General features: G+C 62.8%; 13 protein-coding genes. 7 read left to right on the plus strand and 6 right to left on the minus strand.

Annotated features, from left to right (window positions below):
* Positions 1 to 108 precede the first annotated feature (108 nt).
* From tldD to LAN64_06795, 4 genes are all read left to right on the plus strand, one after another.
* Positions 109 to 1536 (plus strand): metalloprotease TldD, encoded by a 1428-nt coding sequence (tldD, locus tag LAN64_06780; protein ID MBZ5567540.1) that lies wholly within the window; start codon positions 109 to 111, stop codon positions 1534 to 1536.
* 21 nt (positions 1537 to 1557) lie between these two features.
* A complete protein-coding gene (locus LAN64_06785) occupies positions 1558 to 2358 on the plus strand; it encodes a hypothetical protein (protein MBZ5567541.1) in 801 nt (266 codons plus the stop codon).
* A 5-nt stretch (positions 2359 to 2363) separates the two neighbouring features.
* A complete protein-coding gene (locus LAN64_06790) occupies positions 2364 to 3707 on the plus strand; it encodes a TldD/PmbA family protein (GenBank protein ID MBZ5567542.1) in 1344 nt (447 codons plus the stop codon).
* Between the two features lie 389 nt (positions 3708 to 4096).
* Positions 4097 to 4603, plus strand: a complete 507-nt coding sequence (locus LAN64_06795) for a DUF2393 domain-containing protein (GenBank protein MBZ5567543.1) — start codon at positions 4097 to 4099, stop codon at positions 4601 to 4603.
* A gap of 56 nt (positions 4604 to 4659) precedes the next feature.
* On the opposite strand, the gene trmFO is transcribed toward LAN64_06795, so the two are convergent.
* The 4 genes from trmFO to LAN64_06815 all read right to left on the minus strand — a co-directional run bounded on the left by trmFO (position 4660) and on the right by LAN64_06815 (position 10246).
* Positions 4660 to 6114, minus strand: coding sequence for a methylenetetrahydrofolate--tRNA-(uracil(54)-C(5))-methyltransferase (FADH(2)-oxidizing) TrmFO (gene trmFO / locus LAN64_06800; GenBank protein ID MBZ5567544.1), 1455 nt, complete (start codon positions 6112 to 6114; stop codon positions 4660 to 4662).
* Between the two features lie 31 nt (positions 6115 to 6145).
* A complete protein-coding gene (locus tag LAN64_06805; GenBank protein MBZ5567545.1) occupies positions 6146 to 6673 on the minus strand; it encodes a GNAT family N-acetyltransferase in 528 nt (175 codons plus the stop codon).
* Positions 6674 to 6805: 132 nt separating this feature from the next.
* Complete coding sequence (locus LAN64_06810; protein MBZ5567546.1) at positions 6806 to 9052, minus strand: APC family permease; 2247 nt, start codon at positions 9050 to 9052, stop codon at positions 6806 to 6808.
* 321 nt (positions 9053 to 9373) lie between these two features.
* Complete coding sequence (locus LAN64_06815) at positions 9374 to 10246, minus strand: RDD family protein (protein ID MBZ5567547.1); 873 nt, start codon at positions 10244 to 10246, stop codon at positions 9374 to 9376.
* 415 nt (positions 10247 to 10661) lie between these two features.
* On the opposite strand from LAN64_06815, the gene lptD reads away from it, so the two are divergent.
* Both lptD and LAN64_06825 read left to right on the plus strand, forming a co-directional pair.
* Positions 10662 to 13199 (plus strand): LPS assembly protein LptD, encoded by a 2538-nt coding sequence (gene lptD, locus LAN64_06820; GenBank protein ID MBZ5567548.1) that lies wholly within the window; start codon positions 10662 to 10664, stop codon positions 13197 to 13199.
* A 132-nt stretch (positions 13200 to 13331) separates the two neighbouring features.
* Entirely contained in the window at positions 13332 to 13574 is a 243-nt protein-coding gene (locus LAN64_06825; protein ID MBZ5567549.1) for a hypothetical protein, read from the plus strand.
* A gap of 60 nt (positions 13575 to 13634) precedes the next feature.
* Here the strand turns inward: LAN64_06825 and LAN64_06830 are convergent, their stop codons facing one another.
* Positions 13635 to 14111: a hypothetical protein gene (locus LAN64_06830; GenBank protein MBZ5567550.1), complete on the minus strand. Its 477-nt coding sequence runs from the start codon at positions 14109 to 14111 to the stop codon at positions 13635 to 13637.
* Positions 14112 to 16145: an NAD-dependent DNA ligase LigA gene (ligA, locus tag LAN64_06835; GenBank protein ID MBZ5567551.1), complete on the minus strand. Its 2034-nt coding sequence runs from the start codon at positions 16143 to 16145 to the stop codon at positions 14112 to 14114.
* Between the two features lie 177 nt (positions 16146 to 16322).
* Between ligA and LAN64_06840 the strand changes: the two genes are divergently transcribed.
* A complete protein-coding gene (locus LAN64_06840; GenBank protein ID MBZ5567552.1) occupies positions 16323 to 16979 on the plus strand; it encodes a DUF1579 domain-containing protein in 657 nt (218 codons plus the stop codon).
* The last annotated feature ends 25 nt before the right edge of the window (positions 16980 to 17004 follow it).

A 17004-nucleotide genomic window follows, 5' to 3' on the forward strand; every position in this document is an offset into this window, starting at 1 on the left:
GACCGCATTTCGCAAGATTAGGAGCCGACTCGGGCCGTGCCGGTCACCTACAACCCATTTACAATGACTTGGGGTCGATGCGAGCGCCTGTCGCATCCAATCACTGTTATGCACAACGGCAATTATTTCTTCGATCGTTATGGGTTGTCCGAAGCCGACTTGCAGCGCTACCTAGCGGCGGCGCTGTCGGCGGGCGGCGACTACGCTGACCTCTACTTCGAGTACCTGACCACGACCTCCATCATGGTGGATGAATCCATGGTGAAGTCGGCGACGCAGGGCATCTCCGCCGGGTGCGGGGTACGCGTGCTCAGCGGCGAGCGCACCGGCTACGCCTACACCGACGACCTCGCGCCGGAGAGAATCCTGCGCGCCGCGCGCACCGCCGCGCTCATCGCCCGCGGTCCCGCGAAGCAGCCCGAAGTCAGCCTCCAGGAAAACCGCGGGCGCAATCTGTATCCGGTAGCGCTTCCCTCGGTCAGCTCCGACGTGCGCGAGAAGCTAATTCTGGTCATGCGGGCCGACCGTGCCGCGCGCGCCTACGATCCGCGCATCAAGGAAGTCCGCGCCAGCTACGCCGACGAGTTGCGTCGCATCCTCGTCGTCGGCTCCGACGGCACGCTTGCCGAAGACTCGCAGCCGTTGGCGCGCATGAGCGTGCTCTGCCTCGGCCGCAATAACGGGCAATCGTCGAAAGGCACGTCGGGCGGCGGCGGGCGCGTATCGCTGGAATTCTTTCGCAGCGAGAAGACTCCGGAACACTTCGCCGAGGAGGCTGCGCGCCAGGCCATCATCCAGCTCGATGCGCGCGAAGCGCCTGCGGGCGAGATGGAAGTGGTGCTCGGACCGGGATGGCCCGGAATCCTGCTGCACGAAGCCATCGGCCACGGCCTGGAAGCCGACTTCAACCGCAAAGGCACGTCGGCGTTCACCGGGCGGTTGGGCACGCGCGTGGCCAGCGAGAAGTGCACCGTGGTGGACAACGGCACTGTCCCCAATCGCCGCGGCTCGCTCAACGTGGACGACGAGGGCAATACCACGCAAGAAACGGTGCTGATCGAGAAGGGCATTCTCAAGGGCTACCTGAGCGACAAGCTCTCGGCGCGTCTGATGGGCATCGCCAATACCGGCAATGGCCGCCGCGAAAGCTACGAGCACATTCCCATGCCGCGCATGACCAATACCTACATGCTCAGCGGCACCGATTCTCCAGAAGACATCATCCGCTCCGTCCAGCGCGGCGTGTTTGCCGCCAACTTCGGCGGCGGGCAGGTGGACATCACCAACGGCAAGTTCGTCTTCTCCGCCTCGGAGGCGTACCTGATCGAGGACGGCCACGTTACCGCGCCCCTGAAAAACTGCACCCTCATTGGCAACGGGCCTGACGTGCTCACGCGGGTGTCCATGGTGGGCAACGACCTCAAACTTGACGAAGGCGTCGGCACCTGCGGCAAGGACGGTCAGTCGGTCCCGGTCGGCGTCGGCATTCCGACCCTGAAGGTGGATCGCATCACCGTCGGCGGGACGGGACAGTAGATGAGAAGTGGAACGCAGGTTTTGCGCACGTTGCTCCTTGCTGGAAGCCTCTTCGTAGCTAGCCTTGCAGCCCATTCTCAGGTCGCTCCCGCGGGCGACATCACCGGGAAATTGGAACTGGCTGAGATTCCTCCAGGTGCTGTTCCGACCCCAGTGGAAATGCTGCCTGTCACGATTCGTTCACTGGCCACTATGCAATCAATCACCGCAGATCCCGACAAGACTGGCAAATTCGTCCTCAAAAACGTTCCTGCAGGGCAGTATTCGTTGTCATTGCCGTTTCCGGGGCTGATCCGAATTTTTGCAATGGGAAACAAGGCGCTGAATCCCGATCGCTTTGGCTTGGAGCCGGACGACACCGCTCCCCTGCAGATAGTCGTTAGTCTTAGGGAATCGACTGCAGTTGTCGATGTACATGGAATACCGACTAACGCCGGCAAGGTCGATGGACTGCTATTTCCCGACGACCCCTACATCACACCTCGGTATTCAGGACGGTCCCTTCCGGTGTTAAACGGGCGCAACGAATTTAGGGGCCTCTCTCCCGGCAAGTACCGCGTCTTTATCTACGATCACGACTATTGGCGGGTTGTCGTATCTCCCCCCATGCTTAACGCATTGCGAGAGCGTGCAGCTATTGTCGAATTGCCAGAGCAGGGCCAAGCCAGTGTTGAGGCAAACTACATAGATACAGGAACAATCCTGGAAGCCTTTCGACACTGCACGAAAACGGAAGCGGCCTTTGACTGTCCGCCGGCGTCATATCTGCCAGAGTTCGGTAGTAAAGCGGCAGATAACCCAACCAGCAAATCACCCAATTGAGAGAGATGGACCTAAAAGAAATCGCTGTCGATGTCGTGAACCGCGCCATGCGCGGCGGCGCGAGTGCCGCCGAAGCCGTGGTGCGCGAGGGCAACGAATTCTCCACCGTGGTCCGGCTCGGGCAGGTGGAGACGCTGAAAGAATCGGGCTCGAAGGCGATCGGGGTGCGCGTGTTTCGCGGGCAGCGCGCGGCTTCCACCTACAGCAGCGATCTTTCGCCGGAAGGCCTGGACCAGATGGTGTCGTCGGCGCTGGCGCTGGCGGAGGTCACGTCAGAGGATCCGCACGCGGGCTTGCCGGAGCCTTCGCAGCTCGGCTCCATCGGTGGCGATCTCGATCTTTACTTCGACGACGTGTACTCGCTCTCCGGCGAGCAGCGCATTGACTACGCGCGGCGCGCAGAGAAAGCGGCGCTCGCGGTTGATCAGCGGATCAACAACTCCGAAGGCGGCTCGTTCGACGCCGCCGATGGACAAAAAGTGCTGGCTAATTCGCACGGCTTTGTCGGCGGGTACCGCAACTCCTACTGCTCGGTTTCCGCCGTGCCTATCGCGCAGGAAGGCGGCTCGATGCAGCGTGACTACTGGTACTCGGTGGCGCGCACGCTGAAGAAGCTGGACGATCCCGAGCAGGTGGGCCGCATCGCCGCGCAACGCACGCTGCGCAGGCTGGGCGCGCGCAAGGTCAAGACCGCGAAAGTTCCGGTCATCCTCGACCCGCTGATGGCGCGTTCGCTGATGGAGCACATCTTCGAGGCGGTCAACGGCGACTCCATCTACCGCGGCGCGTCGTTCCTGGCGGGCAAGCTGGGCGAGCGCGTCGCCGGCACCAACGTCACCGTCATTGACGACGGTACGCTGCGCGGCGGCTTCGGCACCAGCCCCTTCGACAGCGAAGGCGTGCCCACGCGGCACACCGTGGTGATCGAGAACGGCGTGCTCAAGTCCTACCTGCTGAACACCTATACCGCGAAAAAACTCGGCCTCCAAACCACCGGCAATGCGGCGCGCGGCCTGGCGGGAAATCCTTCTATTGGAATCGGCAACTTCTTCCTGCAACCGGGAACCAAGAAACCGGAGGAGATCATCGCGGGAGTGGCGGAGGGCCTGTACGTCACCGAGTTTCTCGGCTTCGGCGTGAACCTGGTCACCGGCGACTTCTCGCGCGGCGCATCCGGGTTGTGGATCGCGGGCGGCGAGCTGGCGTATCCGGTCGAGGAGATCACGGTGGCCGGAAACCTACAAGACATGCTGCTCAACATCGCCGAAATCGGCAGCGACCTGGAGTTCCGCGGCGCCGTGGCGGCTCCCACGCTGCGGCTCGATGGGCTGACGGTCGCGGGCGAATGAGTTGACGCATCGGTAAACCTTGGACGGTATACCACCCCCTCCCCGGGCCTCTAATAGAACCAGCAACTTGCGCACGGTATACAGGTCGCGGCTTTGCGGCACGACTGAAAGTCGTGCCCTGACACGAGCCCAGCCCTGACACGGAGAGTCGTGCCCTGACGAGCCAGACACGAGCCAGTCGTGCCCTGACACGAGCCAGTCGTGCCCTGACACAAGCGCGTTTATCTGAATTCTGACACGGAGCCGGAGTCCCGTGTCAGGGCATGTCTTTCAGTCGTGCCGCAAAGTCACGTTTACAGAATCTGGGCTTCAGCCCCTGCGGGCCTGCCTGCAGCAGAGCAGAAGGGCAGTTTGCTTTTGCGGCGCGCGCAAGCGACAATCCTTCGCGTATGAGCACAGGAGACGTGTTCTCGCCGCGCCAGGAAGAGAAACGACGCTGGATGCCGCTGGCGCTTGGCGCGATGGTGGTCGTGGTCGTCGTGGCGGTGATGCTGATCATCGGACGGCCGGCGAAGCAGCCCGCGGCAGTGGCGATTGACCCCTACGCGGAGTTCCTGCGCCTCTCCGACCCGAAGCTGAGTGCGGCAACCAATTTTGTCGGCGCCAGTGTCAGCTACCTCGACGGCAAGATTGCCAACCTCGGCAGCAAGACGGTGGCGGGCGCAACCGTCGAGGCCATCTTTCGCAACTCCATGGGACAGGTGGTGCAGCGCGAGACGCTGCCGCTGATGCTCTACCACACCGGCCTGGCGGGCTTTCCCGATGTCGCCCCACTCAGCGCCGCCCCGCTCACACCCAATCAGACGCGCGATTTCCGGCTGACCTTCGAGCACATCTCGGCGGATTGGGACCAGGGATACCCGGAGCTGAGGTTTGTGCGGATCACAACCCAATGAAGAATTAGGAATGCCGGCAGCGCCGCGCGATGTCACTGCGCCGCAATTCTTCATTCTCAGTCCTTCATTCTGAATTCCCCGTGCCTCCGCGGTGAATCGCTTCGGTGGGAGATTGGACCGACGCGGGTGGGGCCAGGGCGGGCAGGGGATTCGGCGCGCAGGGGAAGGAAGCGTTTTTCAAATTCGCGCAGCCAGGCTTCCAGGTCGGCGAGAGCGCGTTCGCACTGCCGGCGATGGCGTAGAGCGCGGTCCCGAATCCTCTTCTCACCATTCAGCGGCGGCAATAAATCAAATGTGATGTTGGCGGGCTGGAAATCGCGCGCGTCGCTCTGCGTGATGTAGTGGACCAGCGATCCGAAGGCGGTGGCGCGCGGAGCGGGCAGCGATTGGGCGTCGCGCACCAGGGCGGCGGCGTGCAGCCCCGCGAGCAGCCCGGTGGCGATGGATTCGACATAGCCTTCCACGCCTGCAATTTGCCCCGCGAACAGCACGCGTGGGTGCGCTTTCATCTGCAGCGTGGGTGTGAGCAGTGCAGGCGCATTGATGTAGGTATTGCGATGGATCTGGCCGTAGCGCAGGAAGCGGGCCTTTTCCAGGCCGGGGATGAGGCGGAAGACCAGTTCCTGCTCGGGGAAGCGCAGGTGATTCTGGAAGCCGACGATGTTGTAGGAGTCGGCGCGCAGGTTCTCCTGACGCAACTGCACCACGGCGAAGGGGCGCTGCCCGGTGCGCGGGTCCACCAGGCCGACGGGCTTCATCGGTCCGAAGCGCAGGGTATCGCGGCCGCGGCGCGCGATTTCCTCGATCGGCAAACAGCTCTCGAAATAATTCAGATTCTCCCAGTCGTGGCCTTCGACGGATTGCGCGGCGAGGAGGGCGTCGTAGAAGCGGTCGTACTCCTCGTGCGACATCGGGCAGTTGATGTAGTCGGCGGAGCCCTTGCCGTAGCGCGCTGCCAGGTAGACGCGCGAGCGGTCGATGGATTCGGCGTCCACGATCGGGCTGATGGAGTCGTAGAAGAACAGGTGTGGCACACCCGCCCCCGCGTGTGCGCTCAGGCGCGCGATGTCGTTCGCTAACGAATCCGAGGTCAGGGGCCCGGTGGCGATGATGGCGATACCGGAGTCTTCGTCAATCTGCGTTACCTCCTCGCGAATGACTGTGATGTGCGGGTGGTGGGAGACGGCCTCGGTGACCTGGGCAGCGAACATGGCGCGGTCTACGGCGAGGGCGTGCCCGGCCGGGACGGCGGTCTGGCGCGCGATCTCCAGCAACAGCGAGTCGGCGCGGCGCATTTCTTCCTTAAGCAGCCAGGGAGCGGTGAATTCCGACATCGACTTGAGCGAGTTGGAACAGACCAACTCCGCGAAATCGGCGGTCCGATGCGCGGGCGTGGTCCGTCGCGGGCGCATTTCGTAAAGCTCGACCGGGATGCCGCGGCGGGCACACTGCCAGGCGGCCTCGCATCCAGCCAGACCCGCGCCGATGATTTTGACTGTCTGCTCGGGCATAACCAAGCTCAACCACGAAGGGCACGAAGGTTCACGAAGTAACCGCGTTGCCTTGGTGATCCTTCGTGTCCTTTGTGCTCAGGTCTGTTTTCGCAAGTTTCTCCAGCGCTTCGCCTGCCACGCGCATGGTGAGCCACTCGGTCATCCTTTGCGCACCGAGAGCTTCGTAGAATTCAATCGAGGGTTGGTTCCAGTCAAGCACCTGCCACTGAAAACGGCCGCAGTTCTCGCTCACCGCGATTTTTGCCAGATGCACCAGCAGCGCCTTGCCGATACCTCGGCCGCGAAACGCCGGCCGCACGAACAAATCTTCCAGATACAGCCCCGGACGTCCCTGCCAGGTGGAGTAGTTGAAGAAGAAGAGGGCGAATCCGGCGGGCTGGCGGCGCCATTCGGCGATGAGGACGCGGAATTTCGGCGCCGGACCCCAGCCGTCGCGCAGCAAATCCTCGGGACGGGCGATGGCCTGCTCGGGCGCGCGCTCGTATGCGGCCAGTTCACGAATGAATTCGAGGACCAGAGGAATGTCCTCCGGAGTGGCCGGACGGATGCAGAGCATGGCGGTATTATACGGAGGCTTCAGGCTGCAGGTCCGCTGATCCAGTGTGCGAATCCGTCTTTAGCCTGAAGCCTGGCGCCTGTGCTGGACTTACGTTTGCAGAATCCGGCTCTTCAATCCTGAAATCGAGATTCAATTCGGCGGGCTGCCCCCGCCTCGTTTGTCGAGCTCCTGCTGAAGCAGCGCGGTGAGGCGATCGCGCTCCGGGCCGGTCAACTCGCGCTCTAATTCCTTGAGGGCGAGCCCGACCACATCGTAGTGATGCAGACCGGCGTAGCGCGGGTCGTTGGTGAGCCGCAGCCAAAGGTTGTGCAGGAGCGCGAGGTCTTCATCGCGCAGGCGCGGGGTGTGCGGCCCGAGCAGATACTCCTTGCGGCTGCCGTCCGGGGCGACGATCTCCAGGGTGACGCGCGGCTTGGGCGCGGGCAGGCGCTCCCAGGCATCGCCGGTCAGCTTCGCCTGTTCATCGGATGTCAGCTTGGTGGAGAGGCCGCAAACGATCTTCGCCGAGTCCAGCCGCTGCGCCGTCAGCATGATGGTGTCGAAGACATCGGTGCCAGGCACGACCAGCAGCGACACCGGTTTCCCCTCTTTTTCCGCCACCGCCACCACGCGCGAGAACAACTCCTGCTCGTAGGTATCGAAAATTTCCTTGGCTTCGTACATGCGGTTGCCGCTGAAGGAGTGCTCGCGCGGGGAGAGGCGCGCGGTCATGACCACCACGTCCTGCTTGGTGCATTCGGTGCGGTGGAGGATGTCGCGCAGGTAGTAGAGGCTGGGATCGCGCACCGGGACCAGCACGTTGCCGGGACGGGCGCGGAGTTGCTGGTTGTCGAGTTCGGGATCGGCGAAGACGCGGAATTGCTCCAGCGCGGCGTGCTTGCCGTGCTGCTGGCGGAGCGTGTAACGCTCGCTGAAGGTAAAGACGAGGAAGAAGACGCCGCTGAAGATGATGCCCGCGATGGTGGCATCTTGCTTGGTGAACAGATTCACGATGGCAGTGGCAAACAGCACGAGCGCGATCATCACCAGCCCGAGCGGAATCTCCTTGTCGCCGATGTGGATATTCCCGGGCACCTTGAACTCACGCTTTTCCGGCTGGGTATAGCGCAGGCGCAACACGGCCAGCGAATTGAACGAGAAGCTCCAGATCACGCCGAAGGCGTAGAGCGCGGCCAGCAGGTAGACGTTGCCGCGGCTGGCAATAATGGTGAATATCTGCAGGCCGACGATCAGGTTAATAATCCGGAAGCTGGTGCCGTAGCGTCGTTGCGGCCGCTGGAACCAGGGCGTGAGGACGCCATCTTCGGCGATACGATTGAGCACGCCGTTGGCGCCGACGATCGAGGTATTCAGGGCACCGGCCAGAATCAACACCCCCACCAGCACCACGAAACCGTGGAAGATCAGCTTGGGCAATTCCGGCCCGGCCAGATAAATGGCGATGCCGCCGATCAGGTTGGCGAAGTAGGCGGGACGGACACTGTCGGGGATGATCATCTCGCCGAAGAAGGAAACCAGTCCGGTGAAAAGCAGGCTATAGAGGAAAATGACCAACCCGGCGCGTTCCAGGTTCTGGAGTTTCGGGCTCTCGATTTCCCGGTTGACCTGGGCCAACGTCTCCTCGCCGCTCATGGCGAGCACGGAGTGGCCGAAGCCGACCAGGACGATGAGCCAGGTCAGGCTCTGCGCCCAGGTGCCATGGAACCAACCCCACGCCTCCTTGTCCATCTTGAAGTTGCTGACCGAGGGCAGGGGCGGAAGGTGGGCGCCGCGGAGGACAATGGTGATCAGCGACCACACGATCAGGATCACCACCATGACGGTGGTGATCTTCATGATCTGCATCGCCTTTTCGCTGGACTCGTGTATGCCCTGGATGTTCTTCCACCAGAAGTACACGCACACGAGCACGGCGAAAACGGCGGCGAAGTGGTCTTCGTTGAACTTGACGGCGTGCCCGGCATAGGCCGAGATCTCTTGGATGAAGCCGGCGAGATACTGCCCGGCGGAAACGGCGCTGATGGGGCCGGTAAGGATGTAGTCGAACAGAAGCGCGGAAACCGACAGCTTGGCCAGCGGCGCGCCCAGCGACCGCTTGACCACCCGGTACACGCCGCCACGCACGAACATGGCGCTGGACTCGATGTACACCGCGCGCACGGCGTAGCTGAACAGCATCACCGCCAAGATGAACCAGGGCGCGCTCTTGCCAATCACCTTCTCCGCGTCGCCACCGACGTAGTACGCCGAGGAGGCAAGGTCAGCCAGCACCACTGCCGCTACCCGCCAGAAGCTGATGAAGCTCAGCATCACCGTGGTAGCGATGAAGACCGGCACTGCCGGCCGTTTCAGGTTCGGGTTCTCGGCTACGGGCATGGAATCGGCTAGTTGGATGTACCGTGACAGTCGCTGGGTTTAAGAGTTCTGAGCTACCGCTTTCTGTAACTTGCTACTCACAACACGCAAACTGGCAACCATCGCTTCCGCTGCTTCGCAAACTCCTCGTATCCTTCCGCGCCGACGCGCCGCTCGTTGTCATAGCGGAACTGGATTTCCACGGGCGTGGAGCAAGCATTAGAAATCAAATCGTCGGTTTAGGGAAATCGCCCCCGGAAGTAGAAGGGTAACCGGTAATTCGTAGCTGGTAGCTGGGCGGGCGACGATTTGAGTCGTGACTGGGCGCTCGTCCACTGCCAGTTACGAGCTACCAGCTACCACATACGTCCGCGTGATCCGGTCGTGCCAGCACAGCGTATCTTCATCCAGCAGCGCCCAGACCAGGCCCAGGCCAAGCGACAGGGTTGCCAGCACCATGGCGAGAGCACGACCGCGGCGGGTGCGGCGGCGCGCGCGGACGCCGTCGAAGGTGACCAGCTCCAGGCGCGCCAACTTCATGCCAGGCGTCGTTCCGGCGTAGACCAGGAACATATATTCGTAGATCGCCCAGAGCAAGCAAGGCGCGGCCAAGGCAACCAGGAAGCCGATTTTGGCGTGCGGCATGGGCACGCCTGCTTTCAGCGTGATGATGACGAATACTGCCGCCCCAACCAGCGCGAGGAGTGCGTCCACAATCCCGGCAAAGACGCGCTGCGACATGGGCGCAACCTGCAGCGGAAGCTCGAATTCCATCGCCGGGCGCTGCTCCGCCTCGGGCGCCACGTTGATGTCGGCCAGCGGCGCCGTGGTTTCCACTTCCTCGGAAACATCCAGGATGCGCGGCCGGTCGATGATCGTTTCGGCCAGTTCCTCGATCGAAGGCGGCGTCACCGGCAGCATCGCCTGGCGGGGAAACTCGATGATCTTCAAATCCTGGGGCCGCTCGAAGTGGTACCGCTCCTCGGTTTGCAACTCTGGGACAAAGTTCTCGACGGTTTCTGCGTGCGACTCGAGGCTCGGGACTTCAGACTCCTCTTCCCGGCTGGCCGACAGATTCCCGCTGGTGATCTCGCGGTTGACGGCGCGTTCGAAATCCAGCGGCAGCGATCGCTCGCGAATCGGACGCCGCCGGCGCGCGCGGTAGCTCTCTACCCGCGACGCCACCTCCTGCCTCCAAATTGCCCCGTCTTCCATTCCCGAACGTCCCCCCCTGCGGTTCCGATCTCACCGGCTCGGCGCCCCACATCCGCTCCCCTTTGGCAGGTGTGGAACACGGCGCCGCCATGGTCGCCACCCGGCGCCATGCCTGCTCGTGCTGCTCATGGCGTGCGGTCCCCCGGGCGCACGCCGGCGTGCAACCTCCACCTCAGCGCCATCCAGGCTGGCGGCGAAACGCTCTTCTCTTAAGTCGCATTCATCGGGATCATGAGGAAGGAAGCCGCGCCCGCGTAGGAACATGTGCACCGTTCGCCGCACAGGGGACACGACATCGCCGGGTTGAAAACCGCCGAGAGCTGCGGAGCCCGATCCTGTGTAGCACGCGCCACACAATCTTTTCTTCCGGCTGCTCGCGTGTTACCTTGCCTGTTCACCGCGAGACAGACGGCAGATGACACTCCGCTCCCGATTCCTTACCACGGCGCTGCTGCTTTGTCATCTGCTGCTGCTTCCGCAGTTAGTAACCAGCGAGGCGCTGGGGGACATGGTTAGTCGTTGGATGTTAGCCGCTGACCAAGCAGCAGCGCCGGTTTCGCCACGGCCAGCCACCAACGAGCAACGGCCAACGACCGGCCGTTCTCATCTTGCGGGGCCCAACGAACCCGGCGAAGAAGTCACCATCCAGGCGCTGCAGCAGGAAAAAGTGGGTGACGTGTACTACCTGCGCGGTGAGGTCGAAATCCGTTTTCGGCGCTTCGTGCTGCGTGCCGACCAGATCACCTATGACGCCGCCAGCGGAGAGATCGCCGCCGAGGGGCACGTCGTGTTCGACGGCGGGCCGCACGATGAGCACCTGGAAGCCGACCACGGCGCCTATAACGTGCGTACCGACAGCGGCAAATTCTACGAGGCGCGCGGCACCACCGGCGCGCGCTTCCGCGGGCGGCAGGTGTTGCTGACCTCGTCGAACCCGTTTTTCTTCAGCGGGTCGCTGGTGGAGAAGGACGGCCCCAACCACTTTGTCGTGCACCACGGCGTGGTCACCTCGTGCGAGCTGCCGCACCCCAAGTGGACCTTCGAGGCACAGAGGGTCACGGTGGAAGTGGGTGAGGAAGCGCGCATGTACCACAGCAGCTTCCGGCTGGGTGGTATCCCGATTTTTTATTTTCCCTACGTCCAGCATCCGGTGGACAAGCTCGGGCGCCAAACCGGTTTCCTCATCCCCACCATCGGCCAGTCGTCGCGCAAGGGCACGATCTTGGGCGAAGCGATCTACTGGGCCATCAACCGCAGCCTGGATGCGACCATGGGCGCCGAATATTATTCGCAACGCGGTTGGGCACAACACGGCTCGTTTCGCGCTCGGCCGAGCGCCACCTCGTATTTCAACGTCAACTATTTCGGCGTGCTTGACCGCGGCACGGGTTCGCCCAAGGTGGACCAGGGCGGTGAGGACATCCGCGCCAACGGCGAAATCCAGTTGCCGCACGGCTTCCGCGCGGTGGCCGACATCAATTACCTGAGCACGTTTGTCTTCCGGCTGGCCTTCGCCGAGACCTTCACCTTGGCGGTGAATTCCGAAGTGCGCTCCAACGCGTTCATCTCCCAAGCGTACCAGGGTTACTTCTTCAACCTCGCCGCCTCGCGCTACCAGAACTTCCAAAGCACCACGCGCGGCGACTTGGTAACCATCCTGCATGCGCCGTCGCTCGATCTGGGCAGCGTGGACCACCCGATCGGGCGCTCGGGGTTTTACTGGTCGTACGACGCGGCGGTGCAAGGCGTGTCGCGGCGCGAGCCGCAGTTCGTGACCGCACCGCTGGTCGGCCGCCTGGACGTGGAGCCGCGACTGTCGCTGCCGCTGAACCACGCCGGATGGAGCTTCCGCCCCGAGGTCGCGCTGCGCGATACCTACTACACGCAGCGGCTGGCGACCACCGACGTGCCGCAGAGCGGTATCGGCGCGCTGATTGACCGCGCGCTCAACCGGCGCGCGCTGGAAACCACGGTCGAGCTGCGGCCACCGTCGCTTTCGCGCGTCTTCGAACAACAGGTGAAGGACCACATCCTCAAGCACACCATCGAGCCGCGCGTCGTCTATCGCTACGTCGCCGGGGTGGACAATTTTGCGGCGATCATCCGCTTCGACGCGCGCGACATCCTCAGCAACACCAACGAACTCGAGTACGGCATCATTCACCGCCTGTACGCCAAAGGCACAAAGTCCACCGAGTGCACCAATCGGGTGGAGCAACCAACGGACGAGGCGGCACCGTCCGTGCCGCTGCCCGCCGCGCCGGAGGTGGCGCCGCGCAAGGGTATGGTGGTCCCGGTGACGGGCTGCCAGCCGGGCCCGCCGGCGTCGCGCGAAATCATGAGCTGGGAGGTCGCGCAGAAGTATTTCTTCGATACCAACTTCGATGACGCGCTCGTGCCCGGCCGCCGCAACGTGTTCACCACCAGCGCCGAATTCAGTGGCATCGCCTTTGTCACCGACCCGCGACGCTTTTCCCCGATCATCTCCCGCCTGCGCGCCTATCCCGGGCGCCGCACCGAGGTGGAGTGGAAGCTGGATTACGACACGAAAAAAGGCCTGATCAACGCCAGCACCACGCTGGTCTCGCACCGCTTTGGCGATTTTTTCGTCGCCGGCAGCCACGCCTTTCTGAATGTGCCGGGCGAAATTTTTGTGCCTACGCTGGCGCCGGGGCCGAGCCAGTTCAACCAGTTTCGCTGGCTGGTAGGCTACGGCCATCCCAACAAGCGCGGCGTCAGCGCCGCCGCCAATGTCGGCTTCGACATCAACTCCGGTTTCCTGCAGTACTCCGCGTTCCAGACCAGCTACAACTGGGACTGCTGCGGCGTGAGCTTCGAATACCGGCGCTTCGCGCTGGGCTCGGTGCGCAACGAGAACCAGTTCCGCTTCGCGCTTTCGCTGACCAACGTGGGGACGTTCGGCACGCTGCGGCGGCAGGAACGGCTGTTCTAGGCCACGCGGAAGACGCATCGGCAGAGCGCAAGCGGACATCGGGTCGAGGGCGGAATGCCGGATCCTAGTAATATCGTGTAGCGATATTTATTTTCCGGGCAAAACGCTGGGCAATCGCGCTACAATGCATTTATGGCCAGAGGTTGGGAGTCAAAGTCAGTCGAAGCGCAAATTGAATCCAAAGCCGATTTTCCTGCACAGCCTGGGAAGACCCGCACAGCCGATCAAGTCCAGCAAATCATCGAGAAGAAGACCCTGGAGCTGGCGCGCGCCAAGGTGGCGCGCGAACTGGCATCGAGCCAGAACCCGCGCTACGCGCAGATGCTCAGGCAGTCTCTTTCGGACCTGGACAAAAAAATCGCGGCCATCGATTAGCCGCGAAGTCTGAATGCTCGCTTTGCGCGCGCAGCGCGCGTCCGGCTGGACGCGCCAGCCCTACGCCAGTCTTCTCTCCAGCAGGTCGGCGCCTTCGTCGCTGGTACGGTAGCGCACGCTCACGCGCCCCCCGACCGGGAACTGATCGCGCACGTCGCCCTTGAACACCAGCAGGCGCGGCCTGGCGCCGTTGCGCAGGGTCACGACGCAGCGGTTCGAGCGCCCGATCCCCGACTCGTAATAGGCCACGTTCTCCACCACGCCCGATTCCCTCACTTCGCCGGTGGGCATCACCACGTAGGCGCTGCCGGCGCCGACGGCCACCATCCCCCGCTCAGCTCTCTTCCCCGGCAACGGAATCGGCAAGCCACGATCGCGCAGTTCCAGCAGCACGTTGATCCCGAAGATCCCCGAGATGGTCAGCAGGATCAGGGACATGAAAAGATTGTCGACCGTGAGTTCCGGGTTCATCCAGATCAACGCCGCGATGCCCAGCAGCGGCAGAGTGGCCAGAATCATCGACACCAACAGCAGCATTTACCCCACCCCCAGAAGTTCTTCCATTCCATTCTCGTTGATCACATTTATCCCGAGTTCGCGTGCTTTGTCCAGCTTGGAACCCGGTTCCGCGCCCGCCACCACGTAATCAGTCTTCTTACTCACCGATCCGACCACCTTGCCGCCGGCATCCTCAATCAGCTTCTTGGCCTGGTCGCGAGTGTATTTCTCCATCGTGCCGGTGAGCACGAACGTCTTGCCCGCGAGCCTGGTGCCGCGCTCTTTCCTCTTGGCCTTAAATTGCAGGCCGGCCTTCCGCAGTCTTTCGACGAGTTCGCGATTTTTCGGTTCGATAAAGAACTCGCGGATGCTGGCCGCGATACGCGGTCCGACCTCCTCCACCTGTTCCAGCTTTTCAATCGCGGCGGCCTCCTCGGACAGCGTGGCTGCCTCAATTAGATCGTCCAACGAGCCAAAATGCTGCACCAGAAATTCGGCTGTCCGTTCGCCGACAAAGCGGATGCCCAGGCCGTAGATCACGCGCTCCAGGGGCAGCTTCTTCGATGCCTCGATCTCGTCGAGCACGTTCTGCGCCGACTTGTCGCCCATGCGTTCCAGGGTGAGGAGCTTGTCCTTGTCGAGGCTGTATATGTCGGCGACGTTGCCCACCAGCCCGCGGTCCACCAGTTGATTGACCAGCGCGTCGCCCATGCCCTCGATGTTCATCACCCCGCGCGAGGCGAAATGCAAAATGCTTTCGCGCAGCTTGGCCGGACAGTTGGCGTTGACGCAGCGATGGTCGGCCTCGCCCTCCACCCGCACCACGTGCCCACCGCATTCCGGGCACGTCTCGGGCATGTGGAATTTTTCTTCCGTCTTGCCGTGTTCGACTACCTTGACGATTTTCGGAATCACGTCGCCGCCGCGTTCCACCTGCACCGTGTCGCCGACGTGCACCCCGAGCCGCTCGATCTCATCCAGGTTGTGCAGCGTGGCGCGGCTGACCGTGGTGCCCCCGATCGGCACCGGCTTCAGCCACGCCACCGGCGTCAGCTTGCCCGTGCGCCCAACCTGCACCTTGATGTCTTCGATGATCGTGACCCCGGCGCGCGCCGCGTATTTGTAGGCGATCGCCCAGCGCGGCGCCTTGCCGGTGAAACCAAGCTCGTTCCACAACGCCAGCCGGTTCACCTTGACCACAATGCCGTCTATTTCGTAAGGCAGCGACTCGCGTTTTTCTTCCCACTCGCGAACAAACTCCCAGACTTCGTCAATGTTTTTCGCCAGCCGCCGATGCGGGTTGACCTTGAACCCGGCGGCGCTCAAGGCATCCAGGCCTTCCCATTGCTCCTTACCGTACACGCGCCCGTTGACCAGCAGGAAGTAGGCGTAGAAATCGAGGCGGCGCAGCGCCGTGATGTTGGGATCGAGCACGCGCACCGCGCCCGCTCCGGCATTGCGCGGATTGGCGAACCTCGCAAGCCCTTGGCGCTCGCGCTCTTCGTTCATGCGCTCAAACGCCTTGTGCGGCATGATGACCTCGCCGCGGACTTCGAAATCCGCCGGGAGACGCGCTTTCTTGATGTCGGCGACCAGCGGCGCCGAGCGGATGGTGCGCACGTTTTCGGTGACGTCTTCGCCGGTGGAGCCGTCGCCGCGGGTGATGCCGCGCACAAAGCGGCCGCCCTCGTAGCGCAAGGCCATGGAGAGCCCGTCCATCTTCAGCTCGCACACGTACGCCACGCTTTTCTGCCCAGTCAGTTCCTGGACCCGCCGCTCCCAGTCGCGCAGTTCCTGCTCGCTGTAGGCGTTGTCCAGCGAGAGCATGGGCGAGGAGTGCGCCACCTTGACGAAGCCTTCGCGCGGCTTGCCACCCACGCGCTGGGTCGGCGAATCGGGCGTGATCAGCTCGGGGTGCTCCGCCTCCAGCTTTTTCAGCTCGTTGATCAGGCGGTCGAATTCGGCGTCGCTGATCTCGGGAGCGTCGAGCACGTAGTAGCGGTGCTCGTGGTAGCGGATCTTCTCGCGCAGCGCTTCGATCTTGCTCTGCACATTTTTGGCGGCAGCGGCCATAGCTGAATTATAAAGACCGGCCTTGCCTTTCGGGTTGGAGCGCGCGCGCCCTCGATCGCGTGACCCAAGTTGACAATTGTCGATTGGCAATAATTGGCAATCGGCAATGGCCTTTGCTGTTTTCGTCCCTGCGCGCTATATTTCCGCGCACCCTATTTGCCGTTTCAGGAGGACCGCATGAGATTGGCACGCCTACTATTAGTGTTCTGCTGCGCCGTTTCCCTGATCGCCGTTGCGCAAGAAAAGAAGCCAGCCGCCGCCCCGGACAAGGGCAAACCTGCCGCGGCCGACAAACAGAAAAAGTCCGCCAAGCCTGCCGGAATGCCCAGCATGAAGCCGTCGCCGGAGATCCAGAAGATGGCCAAATCGCTGGTTGGCAGCTACACCACCAAGGAAACCCACGAACCCGGCCCGTTCATGCCCACCGGCGGCACCGGAGTTGGTGAGGCAAAATTCACGCTCGGTCCGGGTGGCAATTCGATTATCCAGACCTATCAATCCAAGAGCGGCCCGATGGGCAGCAGGTTCCGCGGGCACGGCGTGGTCTGGTACGACGCCAAGGCCGGTGGCTACCGCTCCGTCTGGTGCGACAGCATGTCGCCCATGTGCGAAGTCGGCGGTGTCAGCAAGTGGGACGGCGACAAGCTCACGGGCACAACCGACAGCGAGATGATGGGCAAGAAGGTGAGCTACCACGAAACCATGAGCGGCTTCAGCCCGGAGGGCTTCAAGATGGACATGGAGATGTCCGTCGAGGGCAGCCCGATGAAGCACGTCATGACCATCGAGTACGCGCGCGTCGGCGCTGCGCCGGCCGCCGCGAAGAAGCCGTAGCTGTTTCGCGATCGATAGCTCGTAG

It is taken from the genome of Terriglobia bacterium (assembly GCA_020073185.1).
GTDB lineage: Bacteria > Acidobacteriota > Terriglobia > Terriglobales > Acidobacteriaceae > JAIQGF01.

Coding starts and splice junctions, on each gene's coding strand:
- tldD (MBZ5567540.1), top strand. CDS start 109: ATGCACAACGGCAATTATTTCTTCGATCGTTATGGGTTGTCCGAAGCC.
- LAN64_06790 (MBZ5567542.1), top strand. CDS start 2,364: ATGGACCTAAAAGAAATCGCTGTCGATGTCGTGAACCGCGCCATGCGC.
- LAN64_06795 (MBZ5567543.1), top strand. CDS start 4,097: ATGAGCACAGGAGACGTGTTCTCGCCGCGCCAGGAAGAGAAACGACGC.
- trmFO (MBZ5567544.1), bottom strand. CDS start 6,114: ATGCCCGAGCAGACAGTCAAAATCATCGGCGCGGGTCTGGCTGGATGC.
- LAN64_06805 (MBZ5567545.1), bottom strand. CDS start 6,673: ATGCTCTGCATCCGTCCGGCCACTCCGGAGGACATTCCTCTGGTCCTC.
- LAN64_06810 (MBZ5567546.1), bottom strand. CDS start 9,052: ATGCCCGTAGCCGAGAACCCGAACCTGAAACGGCCGGCAGTGCCGGTC.
- LAN64_06815 (MBZ5567547.1), bottom strand. CDS start 10,246: ATGGAAGACGGGGCAATTTGGAGGCAGGAGGTGGCGTCGCGGGTAGAG.
- lptD (MBZ5567548.1), top strand. CDS start 10,662: ATGACACTCCGCTCCCGATTCCTTACCACGGCGCTGCTGCTTTGTCAT.
- LAN64_06825 (MBZ5567549.1), top strand. CDS start 13,332: ATGGCCAGAGGTTGGGAGTCAAAGTCAGTCGAAGCGCAAATTGAATCC.
- LAN64_06830 (MBZ5567550.1), bottom strand. CDS start 14,111: ATGCTGCTGTTGGTGTCGATGATTCTGGCCACTCTGCCGCTGCTGGGC.
- ligA (MBZ5567551.1), bottom strand. CDS start 16,145: ATGGCCGCTGCCGCCAAAAATGTGCAGAGCAAGATCGAAGCGCTGCGC.
- LAN64_06840 (MBZ5567552.1), top strand. CDS start 16,323: ATGAGATTGGCACGCCTACTATTAGTGTTCTGCTGCGCCGTTTCCCTG.